19 protein-coding genes are annotated in these 21,232 nt (G+C 59.8%); 17 read left to right on the top strand and 2 right to left on the bottom strand.

The features are described 5' to 3' along the window. Positions 1 to 181: 181 nt before the first annotated feature. The gene (acnA, locus tag ABTV22_RS09150; RefSeq protein WP_433739536.1) at positions 182 to 2,923 is read left to right on the top strand and encodes an aconitate hydratase AcnA; all 2,742 of its coding nucleotides are present in this window, start codon (positions 182 to 184) and stop codon (positions 2,921 to 2,923) included. 241 nt (positions 2,924 to 3,164) lie between these two features. Further along, positions 3,165 to 4,730 carry a methyl-accepting chemotaxis protein gene (locus tag ABTV22_RS09145; protein WP_433739535.1) on the top strand — a complete coding sequence of 522 codons (1,566 nt, stop codon included), beginning with the start codon at positions 3,165 to 3,167 and terminating at the stop codon, positions 4,728 to 4,730. A 188-nt stretch (positions 4,731 to 4,918) separates the two neighbouring features. On the opposite strand, the gene ABTV22_RS09140 is transcribed toward ABTV22_RS09145, so the two are convergent. Beyond that, the gene (locus tag ABTV22_RS09140) at positions 4,919 to 5,596 is read right to left on the bottom strand and encodes an alpha/beta family hydrolase (protein ID WP_433739533.1); all 678 of its coding nucleotides are present in this window, start codon (positions 5,594 to 5,596) and stop codon (positions 4,919 to 4,921) included. 86 nt (positions 5,597 to 5,682) lie between these two features. Between ABTV22_RS09140 and ccoN (ABTV22_RS09135) the strand changes: the two genes are divergently transcribed. From ccoN (ABTV22_RS09135) to ABTV22_RS09095, 9 genes are all read left to right on the top strand, one after another. Continuing rightward, the gene (gene ccoN, locus ABTV22_RS09135; protein ID WP_433739532.1) at positions 5,683 to 7,107 is read left to right on the top strand and encodes a cytochrome-c oxidase, cbb3-type subunit I; all 1,425 of its coding nucleotides are present in this window, start codon (positions 5,683 to 5,685) and stop codon (positions 7,105 to 7,107) included. Between the two features lie 10 nt (positions 7,108 to 7,117). Continuing rightward, complete coding sequence (ccoO, locus tag ABTV22_RS09130; RefSeq protein WP_433739530.1) at positions 7,118 to 7,726, top strand: cytochrome-c oxidase, cbb3-type subunit II; 609 nt, start codon at positions 7,118 to 7,120, stop codon at positions 7,724 to 7,726. Between the two features lie 3 nt (positions 7,727 to 7,729). After that, positions 7,730 to 7,933, top strand: coding sequence for a cbb3-type cytochrome oxidase subunit 3 (locus tag ABTV22_RS09125; protein ID WP_433739528.1), 204 nt, complete (start codon positions 7,730 to 7,732; stop codon positions 7,931 to 7,933). After that, complete coding sequence (ccoP, locus tag ABTV22_RS09120) at positions 7,930 to 8,883, top strand: cytochrome-c oxidase, cbb3-type subunit III (protein ID WP_433739526.1); 954 nt, start codon at positions 7,930 to 7,932, stop codon at positions 8,881 to 8,883. Before ABTV22_RS09125 ends, ccoP (ABTV22_RS09120) begins: the two co-directional genes overlap by 4 nt. 482 nt (positions 8,884 to 9,365) lie before the next feature. Then, positions 9,366 to 10,808 carry a cytochrome-c oxidase, cbb3-type subunit I gene (gene ccoN, locus ABTV22_RS09115; RefSeq protein ID WP_433739525.1) on the top strand — a complete coding sequence of 481 codons (1,443 nt, stop codon included), beginning with the start codon at positions 9,366 to 9,368 and terminating at the stop codon, positions 10,806 to 10,808. Next, positions 10,808 to 11,416, top strand: a complete 609-nt coding sequence (gene ccoO, locus ABTV22_RS09110; protein ID WP_433739524.1) for a cytochrome-c oxidase, cbb3-type subunit II — start codon at positions 10,808 to 10,810, stop codon at positions 11,414 to 11,416. The genes ccoN (ABTV22_RS09115) and ccoO (ABTV22_RS09110) overlap by 1 nt, the downstream gene beginning before the upstream one ends. Positions 11,417 to 11,421: 5 nt before the next feature. Then, the gene (locus ABTV22_RS09105; protein ID WP_003175465.1) at positions 11,422 to 11,607 is read left to right on the top strand and encodes a CcoQ/FixQ family Cbb3-type cytochrome c oxidase assembly chaperone; all 186 of its coding nucleotides are present in this window, start codon (positions 11,422 to 11,424) and stop codon (positions 11,605 to 11,607) included. After that, a complete protein-coding gene (gene ccoP / locus ABTV22_RS09100) occupies positions 11,604 to 12,587 on the top strand; it encodes a cytochrome-c oxidase, cbb3-type subunit III (protein WP_433739523.1) in 984 nt (327 codons plus the stop codon). The genes ABTV22_RS09105 and ccoP (ABTV22_RS09100) overlap by 4 nt, the downstream gene beginning before the upstream one ends. A gap of 289 nt (positions 12,588 to 12,876) precedes the next feature. Further along, positions 12,877 to 14,448, top strand: a complete 1,572-nt coding sequence (locus ABTV22_RS09095) for an inositol phosphate phosphatase SopB (protein WP_433739522.1) — start codon at positions 12,877 to 12,879, stop codon at positions 14,446 to 14,448. Between the two features lie 294 nt (positions 14,449 to 14,742). Here ABTV22_RS09095 and ABTV22_RS09090 read toward each other — a convergent pair whose 3' ends face one another. After that, positions 14,743 to 15,006, bottom strand: a complete 264-nt coding sequence (locus tag ABTV22_RS09090; protein ID WP_433739521.1) for a hypothetical protein — start codon at positions 15,004 to 15,006, stop codon at positions 14,743 to 14,745. A gap of 243 nt (positions 15,007 to 15,249) precedes the next feature. Here ABTV22_RS09090 and ABTV22_RS09085 point away from each other — a divergent pair, with 243 nt between their 5' ends. From ABTV22_RS09085 to ABTV22_RS09060, 6 genes are all read left to right on the top strand, one after another. Further along, complete coding sequence (locus tag ABTV22_RS09085) at positions 15,250 to 15,504, top strand: type II toxin-antitoxin system Phd/YefM family antitoxin (RefSeq protein WP_433741347.1); 255 nt, start codon at positions 15,250 to 15,252, stop codon at positions 15,502 to 15,504. 237 nt (positions 15,505 to 15,741) lie between these two features. Then, entirely contained in the window at positions 15,742 to 17,157 is a 1,416-nt protein-coding gene (gene ccoG, locus ABTV22_RS09080; protein WP_433739520.1) for a cytochrome c oxidase accessory protein CcoG, read from the top strand. 11 nt (positions 17,158 to 17,168) lie between these two features. After that, positions 17,169 to 17,708: a FixH family protein gene (locus ABTV22_RS09075; protein WP_433739519.1), complete on the top strand. Its 540-nt coding sequence runs from the start codon at positions 17,169 to 17,171 to the stop codon at positions 17,706 to 17,708. 108 nt (positions 17,709 to 17,816) lie between these two features. Continuing rightward, a complete protein-coding gene (locus tag ABTV22_RS09070) occupies positions 17,817 to 20,267 on the top strand; it encodes a heavy metal translocating P-type ATPase (protein WP_433739518.1) in 2,451 nt (816 codons plus the stop codon). Positions 20,268 to 20,289: 22 nt separating this feature from the next. After that, positions 20,290 to 20,508 carry a cbb3-type cytochrome oxidase assembly protein CcoS gene (gene ccoS, locus ABTV22_RS09065; protein ID WP_059404569.1) on the top strand — a complete coding sequence of 73 codons (219 nt, stop codon included), beginning with the start codon at positions 20,290 to 20,292 and terminating at the stop codon, positions 20,506 to 20,508. Further along, positions 20,501 to 21,184, top strand: a complete 684-nt coding sequence (locus ABTV22_RS09060) for a sulfite exporter TauE/SafE family protein (protein WP_433739517.1) — start codon at positions 20,501 to 20,503, stop codon at positions 21,182 to 21,184. Before ccoS ends, ABTV22_RS09060 begins: the two co-directional genes overlap by 8 nt. The last annotated feature ends 48 nt before the right edge of the window (positions 21,185 to 21,232 follow it).

Raw genomic sequence — 21,232 nt, 5'->3', positions numbered from 1 at the left:
GATGCCCAGGCTTGCGCTGGCGCAAAGCCTGTCACGAAAACCGGCGCATGATAGCCGAGTTCGGAACCTCGGGCTCAGCCATAGAGTCCAGTTATTAGCCAGCTACTTAAAACAGGGCTAGGTTTAATGCTCTGACCGTCCCCTCAGTCCGTAGCCGTGCGGATGCAAAGGAGTGATCGCAATGCCGTCCCTCGATAGTTTGAACACCCTGAAAACCCTGCAAGTCGACGACAAGACCTACCACTATTTCAGCCTGCCGGATGCCGCCAAAAGCCTGGGCGACCTCGACAAGCTGCCGATGTCGCTGAAAGTGCTGCTGGAAAACCTGCTGCGCTGGGAAGACGCAAAAACCGTCACCGGCGCCGACCTCAAGGCGATTGCCGCCTGGCTCAAGGAACGCCGCTCCGACCGCGAGATCCAGTACCGCCCGGCGCGGGTATTGATGCAAGACTTCACCGGCGTGCCCGCCGTGGTCGACCTGGCCGCCATGCGCGCGGCAATGGCCAAGGCTGGCGGCAACCCGCAGCGGATCAATCCATTGTCGCCGGTGGACCTGGTGATCGACCACTCGGTGATGGTCGACAAATTCGCCAGCAGCAGCGCCTTCGAACAGAACGTCGATATCGAAATGCAGCGCAATGGCGAGCGTTATGCCTTCCTGCGCTGGGGCCAAAGCGCCTTCGACAACTTCAGCGTGGTGCCGCCGGGCACCGGGATCTGCCATCAGGTGAACCTGGAATACCTGGGTCGCACAGTCTGGACCAAAGACGAAGACGGCCGCACCTATGCCTTCCCGGACACATTGGTCGGCACCGACTCCCACACCACCATGATCAATGGCCTTGGCGTGCTGGGCTGGGGCGTCGGCGGCATCGAGGCGGAAGCGGCGATGCTCGGCCAACCGGTGTCGATGCTGATTCCCGAAGTGATCGGCTTCAAACTCACCGGCAAGCTCAAGGAAGGCATCACCGCCACCGACCTGGTGCTGACTGTCACCCAAATGCTGCGCAAGAAAGGCGTGGTCGGCAAATTCGTCGAATTCTACGGCGATGGCCTCGCCGACCTGCCGCTGGCGGACCGCGCGACCATCGCCAACATGGCCCCGGAATACGGCGCCACCTGCGGCTTCTTTCCGGTAGATGACGTGACACTGCAATACCTGCGCCTGTCCGGTCGCCCTATCGAAACTGTGAAACTGGTCGAGGCGTACAGCAAGGCGCAAGGCCTGTGGCGCTTGCCGGGCAAAGAGCCGGTGTTCACCGACAACCTGGCGTTGGACATGGCCAGCGTCGAAGCCAGCCTCGCCGGGCCGAAACGTCCGCAAGACCGCGTTTCCCTGCCCAATGTCGCGCAAGCGTTCAGTGACTTCATCGGCCTGCAAATCAAGCCCACCAGCAAGGAAGAAGGTCGCCTGGAAAGCGAGGGCGGCGGAGGCGTAGCGGTGGGTAACGCCGATCTGGCGGGTGAAGTGGACTATGACTTCGAAGGACAAACGGTTCGCCTGAAAAACGGCGCGGTGGTGATTGCTGCAATCACGTCATGCACCAACACCTCCAACCCGAGCGTGATGATGGCCGCTGGTTTGGTGGCGAAAAAAGCCGTGGAAAAAGGCCTGCGACGCAAACCCTGGGTGAAAAGCTCGCTGGCGCCAGGCTCCAAAGTGGTCACCGACTACTATAAGGCGGCCGGACTGACGCAATACCTGGATGAACTGGGATTTGCCCTGGTCGGTTACGGCTGTACCACTTGCATTGGCAACTCCGGCCCCTTGCCGGAACCGATTGAGAAAGCCATCCAGAAAGCCGACCTGACCGTCGCATCCGTGCTGTCGGGCAACCGTAACTTCGAAGGCCGGGTCCACCCGCTGGTGAAAACCAACTGGCTGGCCTCGCCGCCGCTGGTGGTGGCTTATGCGCTGGCCGGCACCGTGCGCATCGACCTCAGCCGCGAGCCTTTGGGCGAGGACAAAAACGGCAAGCTGGTTTATCTGCGCGACATCTGGCCCAGCAGCCAGGAAATCGCCGACGCCGTGGAACAGGTCAATACCGCGATGTTCCACAAGGAGTACGCCGAGGTGTTTGCCGGCGACGAACAGTGGCAGGCCATCGAAGTGCCGCAAGCGGCCACCTATGTCTGGCAGGACGATTCCACTTACATCCAGCATCCACCGTTCTTCGATGACATCGGCGGGCCGCCGCCGGAGGTCAAGGACGTCAACGGCGCTCGCGTGCTTGCGCTGCTGGGCGACTCGGTCACCACCGATCACATCTCCCCCGCCGGCAACATCAAGGCCGACAGTCCGGCAGGCCGCTATCTGCGGGAAAAAGGCGTGGAGCCTCGGGATTTCAACTCCTATGGTTCGCGACGCGGCAACCATGAAGTGATGATGCGCGGCACCTTCGCCAACATCCGCATTCGCAACGAAATGCTGGGCGGCGAAGAAGGTGGCAATACGCTGTACATCCCGACCGGGGAAAAACTGGCGATCTACGACGCGGCCATGCGTTACCAGGCCACGGGCACGCCGCTGGTGGTCATCGCCGGGCAGGAATACGGCACCGGATCAAGCCGTGACTGGGCGGCCAAGGGTACTAATCTACTGGGGGTCAAAGCGGTCATCGCCGAAAGCTTCGAGCGCATTCACCGCTCCAACCTGGTGGGCATGGGCGTACTGCCGCTGCAGTTCAAACTCGATCAGAATCGCAAGAGCCTGAATCTCAAAGGCACCGAAACCTTGGACATCCTCGGCTTGACTGGCGTCGAACTGACGCCACGGATGAACCTGACCCTGGTCATCACCCGCGAAAACGGTACCCGCGAGAAAGTCGAAGTGCTCTGCCGCATCGACACGCTCAATGAAGTGGAGTACTTCAAGTCGGGAGGGATTCTGCACTATGTGTTGCGCCAGTTGATTGCTTCATAACCCACCGATAACGCCGGTCTCCTGTAGGAGCTGCCGCAGGCTGCGATCTTTTGATTTTGAAAAAACAAGATCAAAAGATCGCAGCCTTCGGCAGCTCCTACACAGGGCGGTGGCCAATTCCATATTCGCCGACTGACGCAAGAGTCATTTTGCGACGCGCCTCTGAAAATTGAAAAAAAACCTCAACAAACCGCAACGGTTGCCGATACAGCACTTGAAAGCCTTGCGGATTAAAACAGCCATGCGCAATAACCAGCCAATTACACAACGTGAGCGGACCTTCCCGGCTCAGCAACGGTTGATCTCCACCACTGATGCCAAGGGCGTGATCACCTACTGCAACGACGCCTTCGTCGAGATCAGCGGGTTCTCTCGTGAGGAGCTGATCCGTGCGCCACACAACCTGGTGCGTCACCCCGACGTGCCGTCCGCAGTGTTCGCGCACATGTGGGGCACGCTCAAACAAGGCTTGCCGTGGATGGGCATTGTCAAAAATCGCTGCAAGAGCGGTGATCACTACTGGGTCAACGCCTATGTGACGCCGGTCTTCGAAGGTAATCAGGTGATCGGTTACGAGTCGGTACGGGTTAAACCCACCGCCGAACAGATCAGCCGTGCCGAAACGCTCTACCAACGCATCAACCAGGGTAAGCCGGCCATTCCGGGCACCGATAAATGGCTGCCGGTCCTGCAGGACTGGCTGCCGTTCATTCTGGTCAGCCAGTTGAGCTTCATGATCGGCGCCTCGCTCAACTCTCAGTGGGGTTTTGCCCTGGCCGCCGGTCTTTCGGTGCCACTGGGCCTGATGGGCTTGAGCTGGCAGCAGCGCGGCATCAAGCGTTTGCTGCGCCTGGCCGAGCAGACCACTTCCGATCCGTTGATCGCGCAGATGTACACCGACAGCCGCGGTGCCCAGGCACGCCTGGAAATGTCGATCCTCAGCCAGGAAGCCCGCCTGAAAACCTGCCTGACCCGCCTGCAGGACACTGCCGAGCACCTGACCGACCAAGCCAAGCAATCCGATGCCCTGGCGCATAACAGCTCTTCGGGGCTTGAACGTCAGCGCGTCGAGACCGAGCAGGTCGCCACCGCCGTTAATCAGATGGCGGCCACCACTCAGGAAGTGGCCAGCCATGTACAGCGCACCGCCGATGCGACCCAGGAGGCTAATCGCCTGACCGGTCGTGGTCGTGACATCGCCGGAGAAACCCGCGAAGCCATCCAGCGCCTGTCGGTGGCCGTCGGGGAAACCGGTCTGACCGTGACCCAACTGGCCAAGGACAGCGATGAGATCGGTGGCGTGGTCGATGTGATCAAGGGCATTGCCGATCAGACCAACCTGCTGGCGTTGAACGCCGCTATTGAAGCGGCCCGTGCCGGTGAAATGGGTCGAGGCTTTGCGGTGGTGGCGGATGAAGTACGGCAACTGGCGCAACGCACCAGCGAATCCACCGGGCAGATTCATGCCCTGATCGCCAAGCTGCAACAGACCGCCGGCACCGCCGTGCAAACCATGGAAGCCGGACATCGTCAGGCCGAAGAAGGCGTAGCGCGGGTACTGGAAGCGGATCAGGCGCTGGTAGGCATCAGCGAAGCGGTGGCCAACATCACCGACATGACCACCCAGATCGCCGCGGCGACCGAAGAGCAAAGCGCCGTGGCCGAGGAAATCAGCCGCAACATCAGCAACATCTCGCACCTGGCCGACCAGACTTCGGAACAAGCGCACAACTCGGCATTGTTGAGTGAAGAACTGACCAAAACCGCGAATACCCAGTATTCGTTGGTGGAACGGTTTAACCGCTGATTGATGCGGTAAACAAAAAACCCGGACGGTGGAAGCCTCCGGGTTTTTTATTGCCAGTTTGAAAGTGATGTCGTCTGAGAGGGCCTCTTCGCGGGCAAGCCTCGCTCCTACGGATTATCCATTTGATCGCCCATGAACTGTAGGAGCGAGGCTTGCCCGCGAAGAGGCCCTGAAGGGCGCTGCAAATCTCACAGGAGAAATGCCGCCACCTTCCCAGCCGCTGCCGCCAAATGCTGCTCATGACTAAACCCGGAAGCCTTCAACGGCTTCAGATCATGATCCCCCGCCACCAGCCAAAACACCTCGATGCTCGGTGACAGAGCATAACCCTCCACCGCCTCACGATTGCCCAGCGCATCCCGCTCGCCCTGCACGATCAGCGTCCGCGTCGTCAACCCGGCCAAATGTTCGACCCGAGGTTTCTGCGGCTTGCCTACGGCATAAAACGGATAGCCCAGGCAGACCAGCGCGTCGGCACCCAGCTCATCGGCAAGCAGGCTGGCCATCCGACCGCCCATGGATTTGCCACCGATGGCCAACGGCCCGGCGACATGGCGTCGCACCTGGGCATACACCTCTCTCCAGCTCTCGAGCAGTTTGGGTGCCGGATTGGGTGGACGCTTGCCGCCATCGATGCGCCGTTGCGCCATGTACGGAAACTCGAATCGCAGCACGTTGACCCCAAGCGACGCGAGGCGTGCAGCCATGTCGTTCATCCAGTCGCTGTCCATCGGCGCACCGGCACCATGGGCCAGGATGAGGGTCGCCGAGGCCTTTCCTTGAGCCGCATTCCAAAGCCATCCGTGACCCTGTACGCACTGCGCCCATTGATCCCCGTCAATAACGGCGTTGTGCCATTTGTCCATGCTTGCCTCGCATTTAGTCTGCCTATAACTCCAGCCGAAGGATGCGTCGTTGGCGCTCGCTTGGGCTGAACCGTGGATGGGGAACCATGAACACTTCTATCAGTACCGCCTACAACTATAAGGTGGTCCGCCAATTCGCCATTATGACGGTGGTGTGGGGCATCGTCGGCATGGGGCTCGGGGTTTTTCTCGCGGCCCAGTTGGTCTGGCCCGAACTCAACTTCAATTTGCCGTGGACCAGTTTCGGGCGGTTGCGCCCGTTGCACACTAACGCGGTGATTTTTGCCTTTGGCGGCTGCGCGCTGTTTGCCAGCTCGTTCTATTCGGTACAACGCACCTGCCAGACTCAGCTGTTCGCGCCGAAAATCGCCGCGTTCTGCTTCTGGGGTTGGCAGTTGGTGATCCTGCTGGCAGCTATCAGCCTGCCACTGGGGTACACCAGTTCCAAGGAATACGCCGAGCTGGAATGGCCGATCGATATCCTGATCACCATCGTCTGGGTCGCCTACGCCATCGTGTTCTTCGGCACGATCATGCAGCGCAAGACCAAGCACATTTATGTCGGTAACTGGTTCTTCGGCGGCTTCATCATCACCGTCGCCATCCTGCACATCGTCAACAACCTTGAGTTGCCGGTGAGTTTCACCAAGTCCTACTCGCTGTACGCCGGTGCCACCGATGCCATGGTGCAATGGTGGTACGGCCACAACGCCGTGGGCTTTTTCCTCACCGCAGGCTTCCTCGGCATGATGTATTACTTCGTGCCCAAGCAGGCCGAGCGTCCGGTGTATTCCTATCGCCTGTCGATCGTGCACTTCTGGGCGCTGATCACCCTGTACATCTGGGCCGGCCCCCACCACTTGCACTACACCGCTCTGCCGGACTGGGCGCAGTCGCTGGGCATGGTGATGTCGCTGATCCTGCTGGCACCGAGCTGGGGCGGCATGATCAACGGCATGATGACCCTGTCGGGCGCCTGGCATAAGTTGCGCAGCGACCCGATCCTGCGCTTCCTCGTGGTCTCCCTGGCGTTCTACGGCATGTCGACCTTCGAAGGGCCGATGATGGCGATCAAGACCGTGAACGCCCTCTCCCACTACACCGACTGGACCATCGGTCACGTACACGCCGGCGCGCTCGGCTGGGTGGCGATGATTTCCATCGGCGCGCTGTACCACATGATTCCGAAAGTCTTCGGCCGCGAGCAGATGCACAGCATCGGCCTGATCAACGCGCACTTCTGGCTCGCCACCATCGGCACCGTGCTCTACATCGCCTCGATGTGGGTCAACGGTATCGCCCAGGGCCTGATGTGGCGTGCGGTGAACGAGGACGGCACGCTGACTTACTCCTTCGTCGAAACCCTGGTGGCCAGCCATCCAGGCTTCATCGTGCGACTGATCGGCGGGGCCGTGTTCCTCAGCGGCATGTTGCTGATGGCTTACAACACCTGGCGCACCGTACGGGCCTCGCAGCCTGCCGAAGTCGCCGCAGCCGCGCATATGGCTTGAGGAGTCCGCCATGAAACACGAAACAATCGAGAAAAACGTCGGCCTGCTCATGATTCTGATGGTGCTCGCCGTGAGCATCGGTGGCCTGACCCAGATCGTCCCGCTGTTCTTCCAGGACGTGACCAATAAGCCGGTGGAAGGCATGAAGCCCTACACCGCCCTGCAACTGGAAGGTCGCGACATCTATATCCGCGAAGGCTGCGTCGGCTGCCACTCGCAGATGATTCGTCCGTTCCGCGCCGAAACCGAACGCTATGGCCACTATTCGGTCGCCGGTGAAAGCGTCTGGGATCACCCGTTCCTGTGGGGTTCGAAACGTACTGGTCCAGACCTGGCCCGGGTCGGCGCGCGCTACTCGGATGACTGGCACCGCGCGCATTTGTACAACCCGCGCAACGTCGTGCCGGAATCGAAGATGCCGGCCTACCCGTGGCTGGTGGCCAATCAACTCGATACCAGTCACACCGAGACCAAGCTGAAGGCCATGCGCACCCTGGGTGTGCCCTACACCGATGCCGATATCGCCGGTGCAACAGCGTCGGTCAAAGGCAAGTCGGAGATGGACGCACTGGTCGCCTACCTGCAGGTGCTCGGCACTGCCATCAAGAGCAAGAGGTGAGCCATGGTCATTGACATCAGCACTGGAATGATTCGCGGCCTGGGCACGGTCGTAGTGTTCGTGGCCTTTGTCGGCCTGACCCTGTGGGTATTCAACGCCAAACGCAGCCCGCAATTCGCCGAAGCCCGCCTGCTGCCGTTCGCCGACGAGCCGCAGCCCGAAAACAGCCCCCAACAAGCATCCGCCGCAAGGAGTACCCGGCCATGACCACCTTCTGGAGTACGTGGATCTGCGTACTGACCATCGGCAGCCTGATCGGCCTGACCTGGCTGCTGATCGCCACCCGCCGGGGCGAAACCAAGGGCAGCGTCGACCAGACCATGGGTCACAGCTTCGACGGCATCGAGGAGTATGACAATCCTCTGCCGCAATGGTGGTTCATGCTGTTCGCCGGCACCCTGGTGTTTGCCGTCGGCTATCTGATCCTTTATCCGGGCCTGGGCAACTGGAAAGGCATCCTGCCTGGCTACGACAATGGCTGGACCGGCGTGCACGAATGGGAAAAGGAGATGAACAAGGCCGATGCGAAATTCGGCCCGATCTTCGCCAAATTCGCCGCTATGCCGCTGCAAGACGTGGCTAAAGACCCGCAAGCGCTGAAAATGGGGGGCCGGCTGTTCGCCTCCAACTGCTCGGTGTGCCACGGCTCGGATGCCAAGGGTGCATTCGGTTTCCCTAACCTGACTGATAGTGACTGGCGCTGGGGCGGCAGTGCCGAAACCATCAAGACCACCATCATGGGTGGCCGCATGGCGGCGATGCCGGCCTGGGGCGAAATCCTTGGCGAAACCGGTGTGAAAAACGTGGCGGCTTATGTGCGCCACGAACTGGCTGGCCTGCCATTGCCTGCCGACAGCAAAGTCGACCTGCAAGCCGGACAGCAAGTGTTCAACACCACCTGCACAGCCTGCCATGGGGCAAACGGCCAGGGCACTGAAGCCATGGGCGCGCCGAACCTGACGCACCCGACCGGTTTTATCTACGGTACGAGCCTGGCGCAGCTTGAACAAACGATTCGTCATGGCCGCCAGGGCCATATGCCGGCGCAGAACGAACTGCTCGGCAACGATAAGGTGCAACTGCTTGCCGCTTATGTGTACAGCCTGTCCCACGGCCTGAATACAGAGCGGTTGCAGACTGAAGGCAACAACGAGTAATTCACCACCGCTCTGCTGCCGCATTCTCACGGATGCGGCAGTTCCCTTTCCCTTTGCGACTCATTGTCGCACCCGTCGATAGTCTTCCTTTCGGTTCCTCTGATTCGGGTCTAAGCTTCCCCCGATGCGGACTGGCCAGTGCCGGTTCCAGGTCGACCCTGAACGATGTGTTCGACGAATCTGCCCGAAGACAGGCCGCAAAGGCTGGTAGATACCGGCTGTCGCGCCAATTACCTTCGGTCACCCAATCGTTGCGTTTGAACACACCTCGTTACATCCGACCTGACCCCCTCGCCTGACCAGTCTTCCGGGACGTTTTGTTCGCGGACAATTTTGACCCTACGCGGCGTATGGAAAGGCCGCAGAATCAGCATTTGAAAGCATTGACCGAGGTCATGGCGCGTTGCAATGACCCTACGCTTTCTACATACTTGCGGCCGATTTTTAATCCTAATAAAACACCCAAACCGTGGAACCTTAGAATGAGCACAGCAATCAGTCCGACTGCTTATAACTATAAGGTAGTCCGCCAGTTCGCCATCATGACGGTGGTCTGGGGGATCCTTGGCATGGGGCTCGGTGTCTTCATCGCCTCTCAACTGGTCTGGCCGGAATTGAACTTCGGTCTGCCGTGGACGAGCTTTGGACGCCTGCGCCCGTTGCACACCAACCTGGTGATTTTCGCCTTCGGTGGATGTGCACTGTTTGCCACTTCTTACTACGTCGTGCAGCGAACCTGCCAAACGCGACTGATTTCCGACAGCCTCGCCGCCTTCACCTTCTGGGGTTGGCAAGCGGTGATCGTCGGCGCCGGTATTACCTTGCCGTTGGGCTACACCACCAGCAAGGAATACGCTGAACTGGAATGGCCTCTGGCTATCCTGCTGGCGATTGTCTGGGTGACCTACGCACTGGTGTTCTTTGGCACCATCATCAAACGCAAGACCAAGCACATCTATGTGGGCAACTGGTTCTACGGTGCCTTCATTCTGGTGACGGCGATGCTGCACATCGTCAACCACGCCTCTCTACCGGTCAGCTTCTTCAAGTCCTACTCGGCTTATGCCGGCGCGACCGATGCGATGATCCAGTGGTGGTACGGCCACAACGCCGTAGGTTTCTTCCTGACCACCGGCTTCCTGGGGATGATGTACTACTTCGTGCCGAAACAGGCCGAGCGTCCTATCTACTCCTATCGCCTGTCGATCGTGCACTTCTGGGCACTGATCACCCTGTACATCTGGGCAGGTCCGCACCACCTGCACTACACCGCGCTGCCGGATTGGGCACAATCGCTGGGCATGGCCATGTCGATCATCCTGCTGGCTCCGAGCTGGGGCGGCATGATCAACGGCATGATGACCCTGTCGGGCGCCTGGCATAAGTTGCGCACCGACCCGATCCTGCGTTTCCTGGTCGTCTCCCTGGCCTTCTACGGCATGTCGACCTTCGAAGGTCCGATGATGGCGATCAAGACCGTGAACTCGCTGTCGCACTACACCGACTGGACCATCGGCCACGTACACGCCGGCGCTCTGGGCTGGGTAGCGATGATTTCGATCGGCGCGGTCTACCACATGATTCCGAAACTGTTCGGTCGTGCGCAGATGCACAGCGTCGGCCTGATCAACGCGCACTTCTGGCTCGCGACCATCGGTACCGTGCTGTACATCGCTTCGATGTGGGTCAACGGCATCACCCAAGGCCTGATGTGGCGTGCAATCAACGATGACGGCACCCTCACCTACTCGTTCGTCGAAGCGCTGCAAGCCAGCCATCCTGGCTTCATCGTTCGCGCCCTGGGCGGTGCGTTCTTCGCGGCCGGCATGCTGTTCATGGCCTACAACGTATTCCGTACCGTACGCGCCTCGAACCCGGCTGAAGCCAAAGCCGCCGAACAGATCGCTGTAGTTGGAGCTCACTGATGAAGCATGAAGCAGTCGAGAAGAACATTGGCCTGCTGGCCTTCTTCATGGTTATTGCCGTCAGCATCGGCGGCCTGACCCAGATCGTTCCGCTGTTTTTCCAGGACGTGACCAACAAGCCGGTCGAAGGCATGAAGCCTCGCTCCGCCCTTGAACTGGAAGGCCGCGATATCTACATCGCCAACGGTTGCGTCAGCTGCCACTCACAGATGATCCGCCCGTTCCGCGCTGAAACCGAACGCTACGGCCACTACTCGGTCGCCGGTGAAAGCGTCTGGGATCACCCATTCCTGTGGGGTTCCAAGCGTACCGGTCCGGACCTGGCCCGTGTCGGTGGTCGTTACTCCGATGACTGGCAACGTGCGCACTTGTACAACCCGCGCAACGTGGTGCCGGAGTCGAAAATGCCGGCCTACCCGTTCCTCGTGGAAAACAAGCTCGACGGCAAAGACACCGCCAAGAAAATGGAAGTCTTGCGCGCGCTCGGCGTCCCTTACACCGACGAAGACATCGCCGGCGCCAAGGATGCCGTGAAGGGCAAAACCGAAATGGACGCGCTGGTGGCCTATCTACAAGGCCTGGGCACCATCATCAAAAGCAAACGGTGATCTAAATGGATATCGGGATGATTCGTGGCCTGGGCACCGTTGTTGTCATGGTGGCCTTCATCGGTCTGGCCTTGTGGGTCTTCAGCCCCAAGCGCAAGTCGGAGTTTGAAGACGCGACCTTGCTGCCTTTCGCGGATGATCCCGAAGCCATCAAGCACGTCGAGCAAGCTTCTAGGAGTAACAAAGAATGACTACATTCTGGAGTCTGTACGTCACAGTCCTCAGTCTCGGTACGATCTTTTCCCTGACATGGCTGCTGCTGTCGACCCGCAAGGGCCAGCGAGCGGAGCAAACGGACGAGACGGTCGGGCACTCCTTCGACGGGATCGAGGAGTACGACAACCCGCTGCCGAAATGGTGGTTCATGCTGTTCGTGGGCACCATCATTTTCGCCTTGGGCTACCTGGTGCTCTACCCGGGCCTGGGTAACTGGAAAGGCTTGCTGCCAGGCTACAACTACCTGGATAACGAGAAGCAGACCGCGTTCGCCAACGGCCAGACCGGCTGGACCGGCGTTCACGAGTGGGAAAAGGAAATGGCTCGTTCGGACGCCAAGTTCGGCCCGATCTTCGCCAAGTTCGCTGCCATGCCAATTGAAGAAGTGGCCAAGGACCCGCAAGCCCTGAAGATGGGTGGCCGCCTGTTCGCCTCCAACTGCTCGGTTTGCCACGGTTCCGACGCCAAAGGCGCTTATGGCTTCCCTAACCTGACCGACGCCGACTGGCGCTGGGGCGGCGAGCCGGAAACCATCAAGACCACCATCATGGGTGGCCGTCACGCGGTCATGCCGGCGTGGGCCGAAGTGATCGGCGAGCAAGGCGTTTCGGATGTGGCTGCTTTCGTCCTGACCAACCTCGATGGCCGCAAGCTGCCGGAAGGCACCAAGGCTGACCCGGTTGCCGGCCAGAAGCTGTTCGCCGCTAACTGCGTGGCTTGCCACGGTCCGGAAGGCAAAGGTACCCCGGCCATGGGCGCACCTAACCTGACCCACCCGGCCGCGTTCATCTACGGTTCGAGCTTCGCTCAACTGCAGCAGACCATCCGTTACGGCCGTCAGGGCCAGATGCCTGCGCAAGAGCAAATGCAGGGTAACGACAAGGTTCACCTGCTGGCCGCGTACGTCTACAGCCTGTCTCATGGTGAGAAGGCTGCGGCGGCGGATGCCCAGTAAGGCAAACGCTTGATGCAACAAAAAACGGCTCCGTCATTCGACGGGGCCGTTTTTGTTCACCCTGAAGAAAACTGAATGGTGACGACCTCAATGCCGCTGGGCCAGTTGCGATGATTGGTTTCTACAAGCGATCCAAATTAAAAGCTCATAACTTGCTCCTCACGTACTCCTATTCACACAGGACGCAAGTATGCCCCTCCAGCTTACGGCGACGTACAGCGTGAACATTGCCCCCCCTTCGCAAGTAACTTGTGGCCGAGTAGCAGCCGAGGTCAAACGGTGCAGTAATGTGCCGCTGGTCCTGACGAGGGTGCCGGCCACGGTCGATTGCTTGCCAGGTGATGAGAGGGCGCCACTGTCCGAGCTGGAAAAATCTTCTTCGCCGCCCCCGCTTTCCATTCAAACCTTGTTTGTACTTCAAAAAAACCGTGTGGAAGCGGCGGCGTTCGCTCTCGACCAACTGGGCAAAGACACGACGGCACTCAAACATATTTCTGACCAGCTGCAATCCCCGCTCTTGAAAGTCGACAGAACGGCAACCAATGCTGAGCTGAAGAAGGCCAAGAGCCTGGACAAAGATATGATTGCGTTCATCGCAAGCCACTTGCAGCGGCCGGGAATAACTTCCAAAGCGCTGATGCGGGAGGCTCGGACGGCATTTATCAGCGCCAGGCAAGCGGTGCTGAACCGTAATGAATGGAAGAAGGTGGAAACCAGTTTCGAACACAATAACCAGCGTTATACCTGCACGATGCTGCCTGCGGCGCAGATGAAGCTGGGGGACGAGGATATTTTTCCGACTTCATACTGCGGCCGTGGAGTCACTTCGGCATCCACCCTCGAGATCAGGCACGCGACCAATTTGTGGACGTCGGAGATCCGGGCACAGGAGCACGATGGCCGGGAAAAAACACTGTTCAAGGGCGTCCGTCACGGCACTCTATCGCCTTATGGGCTGGAGAAGGGAAGCGCGCAGCGGCACTTAGGCGCACAGAATCGCGCGCGCGAGGTGGTGACTGCAGCACTGTTTGCGCGCCCCGAATCACTGAAGTTGGCGTTAACGGGGAATGTGGTCCCGCTGCAATTGGTATCAACATCGCTGTTGACGGGTGGGTTTGGTGGGGAAGGCGACATGCTGGACGATCAAATAAGGGCGTGGCAGGAGCTCTGTCAGATGCTGCCGCTGGTCTTGTCCCTGATTGGTGATGATGGCAAGCCACACGCTGTCCGCGTCAATCTGGAGGTCGCGGCATTTAATTTTGGAGTCAACGAGTTTGCGCTTAAGTTTCACATGGGCAACACACAAGCTGATGGTTACAACGTCAACGCATTTCACCAACTACTGGGGAGTGATCTGAGACCTTCTGCTACGCCGGGAGGCTGGGTGGGAGAGTATTTGAAGCGAGACCCGAGGCCCGTAAATGCCAATCGGGTGGAGTTGCTGAGCCGCCAGTTGAAGGAGATCTGGGCTGGCAAGACGCATAACCGCGACGGTGGCGAACCTTACAAAGCAGCGCTGCGTGCAGCGATGCTGGCATACGAGATTGGCGCAGTGCCTTGCTGGAACTGCAAGAGCGGCAAGGATAGAACCGGCATGCTGGATGTTGAGTTGAAGCGCGAAGCGGTGGCACTACATCAAAACCGCGAGCTTGCTCTCGGCAGTCCGCTGACAGAGGACCACCAGCAACTGCTGCGACAAGCACTGCTCCACGGCGGCAACTTTGAGGTGCAAACTTACAATACGGGGGCGCCGGGTAATAAAGTGATGATAGACGTGCCCGTCTTTGGTCTGTCGAACCGGTCACGCGTGGGCGATGATGAGGCCTGGAACCAGGCGAAAGGCCTGTCTCGACTGGTCTGAATTCCAGGGGGTGGAATCCTGTACATTGCGGCAGGCGGCTGATCAGCCAAAGGGCTGATTGGTCTGCGCACCTGCAAAACCGTCCATAAAATACAGGGCAACGACAAGGTTCACCTACTGGCCGCTCATGTCTACAGCCTGTCTCATGGCGAAAAGCCTCTGGCGGAAAATACTCAGTAAGGCACACGCTTGAAGCAACATGAAAAGGCCCCGCCAATGTGAATTGGCGGGGCCTTTTTCGTTCAAAACCACTAGGTATTTTTCGGGTCAGTCATGTGAAGCCAGTGGACTGACTCACGTAAGTCTACCGCCTCCAAGGCTGTCCAAATTGCCAAGGGGCTTGGGCTTCCGGGCTTTTTGCGATGGGTCCTTCCGACTGTTTGCCTCACTTGTGAGACTCATGGCTTGAGGCAATTCCCGCCCTGCTTCAAGCACAGCGAGAGCCGCCTGCAGGTATGCAATCAAAACAGGGGTTGCGTTGATACCCGAATTGAGGATCGCCCTCAATGCATCGATGTCCAGGCGGACATCCGACTCTTGCTCAATAGTGTCATTCATACATTCTCATCCTTGAAAAATCCGCCGCAGAATCATGAAAATCAATTTTGCGGTGTTCGTTTTATTGCCGTAAGTGGCGCAAAAAATAATACAGTCGCGACACAGGCCCCTCTATCGGCCCTTTGTCTCAAGGCATGTGAGACAGCCTTTGATACGAGACCGTCGGTCGATCACCCGCCTTGATAGATTGCTCAGACAGGTAGTAACGTTTCTAGATCAAGATATTCAGGAGGGTCAGACATGATGGCCATCACCACCATTTCCAGCGGTGAATTCAACCAGAACACAAGTGGTGCCAAAGAAGCCACGCTTCAGGGGCCGGTTTTCATCACGGATCGAGGCAAGCCTGTCCACGTACTGCTAAACATTGAGGACTACCAAAAACTCGCCGCCATCAATGCCGATATCGTCGACTTGTTGGGAATGCCAGAAGCTGCAGACATCGTGTTCGAAACCGGGCGCGCCGTGATCACTCATCGCCCCGTAGATCTATCCTGATGTCAGTTGATCAACCCATGGGCTGATTGAGTTCTGCCCTGTGCAAAACCGGCCATAATTCATGAGTCAATTGATACAAGTCATTACACGGTCAGTTGATTTCCACCAACGTGACCAAAGGTCGCACCCGCGAGCTAGAGCGACAGGCGTATCATTGCGCCACTGCACCACCCCCATTTTGACCCCGGTTGGCACGTACTGACCGAGGCATTTTTCCACTGCCGTGGGATGCAACCGATGAGCAACCAGATTCCGGTACACGACGTCACCCCTCCCACCAAAAACGCGAACAACAGCGTCGACCTCTATGCCTCCCGGGAAAAGATCTACACCCGCGCCTTCACCGGCTTGTTCCGCAACCTGCGGATGGCAGGCGGTGCCGTGTTGTTTCTGTTGTATTTCGGTACGGTGTGGCTGAACTGGGGGGGGCACCAGGCCGTCTGGTGGAACCTGCCGGAACGTAAGTTCTTCATTTTCGGCGCAACCTTCTGGCCTCAGGACTTCATTCTGCTGTCGGGCATGTTGATCATCGCCGCGTTCGGCCTGTTCTTCATCACGGTGTACGCGGGCCGGGTCTGGTGCGGTTATACCTGCCCGCAAAGCGTCTGGACCTGGATTTTCATGTGGTGCGAAAAGGTCACCGAAGGCGACCGTAACCAACGCATCAAACTCGACAAGGCGCCGATGAGCGCCAACAAATTCCTGCGAAAATTCAGCAAGCACATCATGTGGCTGCTGATCGGCTTCGTGACCGGCATGACCTTCGTCGGCTACTTCTCACCGATCCGCGAATTGATCATCGACTTCTTCACCGGTGAGGCCGATGGCTGGTCGTACTTCTGGGTCGGTTTCTTCACCCTCGCCACCTACGGCAACGCGGGTTGGCTGCGTGAACAGGTGTGCATCTACATGTGCCCGTACGCGCGCTTCCAGAGTGTGATGTTCGACAAGGACACCCTGATCGTGTCCTACGACCCGCGCCGTGGCGAAGGCCGCGGCCCACGTAAAAAAGGCATCGACTACAAAGCTCAGGGGCTGGGTGACTGCATCGACTGCACCATGTGCGTTCAGGTCTGCCCGACCGGTATCGACATCCGCGACGGCCTGCAAATCGAGTGCATCGGTTGCGCCGCCTGCATCGATGCCTGCGACGCGATCATGGACAAGATGGACTACCCGCGCGGCCTGATCAGCTACACCACCGAACACAACCTGTCCGGACAGAAAACCCATAAACTGCGTCCGCGCCTGATCGGCTATGCCGTGGTGTTGCTGGCGATGATCAGCTTGCTGGTGACCGCGTTCTTCATGCGCTCCCTGGTGGGCTTCGACGTCAGCAAGGACCGCGTGCTGTACCGCGAAAACGCCGAGGGCCGGATCGAAAACGTCTACAGCCTGAAAATCATGAACAAGGATCAGCGTGACCATACCTATGTCCTTGAAGCCACCGGCTTGCCGGACCTCAAGCTGCAAGGCCGACGCGAGATCAAGGTGGCAGCCGGTGATATCGTCAGCCAGCCAGCCGAACTGTCCGTGGCACCGGAACACCTGCCATCGAGCACCAACGAGGTGAAGTTCATCCTCAAGGATGCCGATGACGCCAGCATTCACGTTGAAGCCAAGAGCCGATTCATCGGCCCACAAAATCGTTGAGAGAAGTGATCATGCCCGCAGCAAACGCCGCAAGTCCCTGGTACAAGCACCTTTGGCCATGGATCATCATCGGGATTCTGGCCTGCTCGGTGACCCTGACCCTGTCCATGGTGACCATTGCGGTGAACAACCCGGACAACCTGGTCAACGATAACTACTATGAGGCCGGCAAAGGCATCAACCGCTCCCTCGACCGTGAATTGCTGGCGCAGACTCTGCTGATGCGTGCCAACGTTCACCTGGATGACGTGACCGGTGAAGTCGACCTGCGCCTGAGCGGCAACAGCCAACCGCAAACCCTTGAGCTGAACCTGATCTCACCGACCCAACCGGAGAAGGATCGCAAGATCATCCTGACCCGCAGCGAAACCGAACAGGGTCGCTACATCGGCCAATTGAGCGACAAGATCGAAGGTCGCCGCTTTGTCGAGTTGCTCGGCAGCCAGGACGACCACGTCTGGCGCATGTTCGAAGAAGAATCGGTCAGCCATGACAAAGACCTGCTGCTGGGCGATGAACCGTTGCAGGGTGCCGAAGACCTGAAAAAATAAAACCGCGCTTCGCGCATCGCCAGCAAGCCGGCTCCTACAGAATTGCGTGTACCTTTGTAGGAGCCGGCTTGCTGGCGATGAGGCCCATCCAGACGCCATGGATTACCCATGACCACCCCACTCCCCTGCTACCACTGCGCCCTGCCCGTTCCGGCTGGCAGCCGTTTCACGGCTGCAGTCCTTGGGCAAACCCGCGAATTCTGCTGCCCAGGTTGCCAGGCCGTGGCCGAGGCGATTGTCGCCGGTGGGCTGGAGAACTATTACCAGCATCGCAGCGAAGCATCGGCCAACCCCGAAGCGTTGCCTGTGCAATTGGTCGATGAACTGGCGCTGTACGACCGCGCCGAGGTGCAGCAACCCTTTGTCCGTCACGAAGGTGAGCTGGCCGAAACCACGCTATTGATGGAAGGCATCAGTTGCGCCGCCTGCGGCTGGTTGATCGAGAAACACCTGCGCACTTTGCCGGCCGTGGCCGAGGCGCGATTGAACCTGTCGAATCATCGACTGCACGTGCGTTGGGCCGACGGGCAACTGCCGCTCAGCCGGCTGCTCGCCGAGCTGCGCCACATCGGCTACGCCGCCCATCCTTACCAGGCCGACCGTGCCAGCGAGCAACTGGCCAGCGAAAACCGCCTGGCCCTGCGCCAACTCGGCGTGGCCGGCCTGCTGTGGTTCCAGGCGATGATGGCGACCATGGCCACCTGGCCGGAGTTCAATATCGACCTCAGCCCTGAACTGCACACCATCCTGCGCTGGGTCGCGTTGTTTCTCACTACCCCAATCGTGTTTTATAGCTGCGCGCCGTTCTTCAAGGGTGCCATGCGTGATTTGCGCACCCGCCACCTGACGATGGACGTTTCGGTGTCGCTGGCCATCGGCAGCGCCTATATCGCCGGGATCTGGACCTCGATCACCGGTGTCGGCGAACTGTATTTCGATGCGGTCGGCATGTTTGCGCTGTTCCTGCTGGCCGGGCGCTACCTGGAGCGCCGCGCCCGGGAACGCACGGCAGCCGCCACTGCGCAGCTTGTCAACCTGCTGCCCGCCTCCTGCCTGCGCCTGGACAGCGATGGCCAGAGCGAACGGATCCTGCTGAGCGAACTGCGGGTAGATGATCGGGTGTTGGTGCATCCGGGTGCAATCCTCCCGGCCGACGGCAAAATCCTCGACGGTCAGTCGAGCATCGACGAGTCGCTGCTGACCGGCGAATACCTACCTCAACCACGCAGCCCAGGCGACGCTGTCACTGCCGGCACCCTGAATGTCGAAGGTGCGTTGACCGTGCAGGTACAGGCCCTCGGCCAGGACACCCGTCTCTCCGCCATTGTCCGCTTGCTGGATCGTGCCCAGGCGGAAAAACCGCGATTGGCGGAAATCGCCGACCGAGCCGCGCAGTGGTTCCTGCTGCTGACACTCATCGCATCCGCCTGCATTGGCCTGCTCTGGTGGGAGCTGGATTCGTCGCGAGCCTTCTGGATCGTCCTGGCGATGCTGGTCGCGACCTGCCCATGCGCCTTGTCCCTGGCGACGCCAACCGCCCTCACCGCTGCCACCGGTACCTTGCACAAGCTCGGCTTGCTGTTGACCCGCGGTCACGTGCTGGAAGGCTTGAACCAGATCGATACGGTGATTTTCGACAAGACCGGCACCCTCACCGAAGGCCGTCTGGCGCTGCGCTCGATCCGCCCTCTCGGCTCCCTGGACAGCGATCAGTGCCTGAGTCTCGCCGCCGCGTTGGAAAACCGCTCCGAACACCCGATCGCCCGCGCTTTCGGTCGGGCGCCGATGGCCGCTGAAGACGTGCACAGTACGCCGGGGCTGGGGCTCGAGGGTGTGGTCGATGCACAACGCCTGCGCATCGGCCAACCCGGTTTTGTCTGCGAACTCAGCGGCGTGACCCCGCCACCTATGCCAGACGAGCCGGGCCAATGGCTGTTGCTCGGCGATCAACAAGGCCCCTTGGCCTGGTTGGTGCTCGACGACCGTTTGCGCGCCGACGCCCCAGCCCTGCTGGCCGCCTGTAAGGCCCGAGGCTGGCACACGCTGTTGCTGTCGGGCGACAGCTCGCCGATGGTTACCAGTGTCGCCGCTGAGCTTGGCATCGACGAAGCACGCGGCGGCTTGCGCCCGGACGACAAGCTGGCGGTCCTGCAGCAACTGCACCAGAAAGGGCGCAAGGTGTTGATGCTCGGCGACGGGGTCAACGATGTCCCGGTACTGGCGGCGGCCGATATCAGTGTTGCCATGGGTTCGGCCACCGACCTGGCGAAAACCAGCGCGGATGCTGTGCTGCTGTCCAATCGCCTCGATGCACTGGTGCAAGCCTTCAGCCTGGCCAAGCGCACCCGCCGGGTAATCATCGAGAACCTGCTGTGGGCCGGGCTGTACAATGGCCTCATGTTGCCGTTCGCCGCCCTCGGCTGGATCACTCCGGTGTGGGCGGCGGTCGGCATGTCCATCAGTTCGCTGACCGTGGTATTGAACGCCTTGCGCCTGACTCGCCTGCCGAGCGCGCCGGCTGCCGGCACCACGCCAGAAACCCGCCCGTTACCGGCATGAGCCGCGCGAGCATGGAGTCCAGATGCCAGCTCTTTATGTGATGATCCCGGCCGCACTGCTGATCGTGGCCATCGCTATCTACATCTTCTTCTGGGCGGTCGACAGCGGTCAGTATGACGATCTCGACGGACCGGCCCACAGCATCCTGTTCGACGATCAGGACCCGAACCATACCGCCGCCGTCGACGAGGCCAGCGGCCATCCGGCCAAACCCGACGACAAGGCCCCGCCCCATGCTTGAATTGGCGCCCTTGCTGGTGTCTGCGGTGATTCTCGGTCTGCTCGGTGGCGGTCATTGCCTGGGGATGTGCGGCGGTTTGATGGGCGCGTTGACCCTGGCGATACCCAAGGAACAACGCAGCCGCCGCTTTCACCTGCTGCTGGCCTACAATCTCGGGCGAATTCTCAGCTATGCCGCTGCTGGCCTGCTGATCGGCCTGGCTGGCTGGGCGGTGGCCAACAGTCCGGCGGCGATGTTCATGCGAATACTCGCCGGACTGCTGCTGATTGCCATGGGCCTGTACCTGGCCGGCTGGTGGAGCGGCCTGACACGCATCGAAAGCCTCGGTCGCGGCCTGTGGCGACATATCCAGCCAGTTGCCAACCGACTGCTGCCGGTTTCCAGCATTCCCCGCGCACTCCTGCTCGGCGCACTCTGGGGCTGGCTACCCTGTGGACTGGTCTACAGCACGCTGCTGTGGTCGGCCAGCCAGGGTAATGCGCTGGACAGCGCGCTGTTGATGCTGGCGTTCGGCCTCGGCACCTGGCCGATACTGCTCGCCACCGGGCTGGCGGCCGAACGGGTGACGGCGTTGTTGCGCAAACGCAGCGTGCGCATGGCCGGTGGGTTGCTGGTGATGCTGTTTGGCATCTGGACCTTGCCGGGACCGCATCAGCATTGGCTCATGGGGCATTAGATTAGCGGTGCGTCCTTCGCGGGCAAGCCTCGCTCCTACGAGGCTCGG

Source organism: Pseudomonas putida (genome assembly GCF_050990305.1).
GTDB classification, from domain to species: domain Bacteria; phylum Pseudomonadota; class Gammaproteobacteria; order Pseudomonadales; family Pseudomonadaceae; genus Aquipseudomonas; species Aquipseudomonas putida_AH.
The sequence above is the reverse complement of the archived record's forward strand: the minus strand, read 5'-3'. Positions and strand labels throughout refer to the sequence as shown.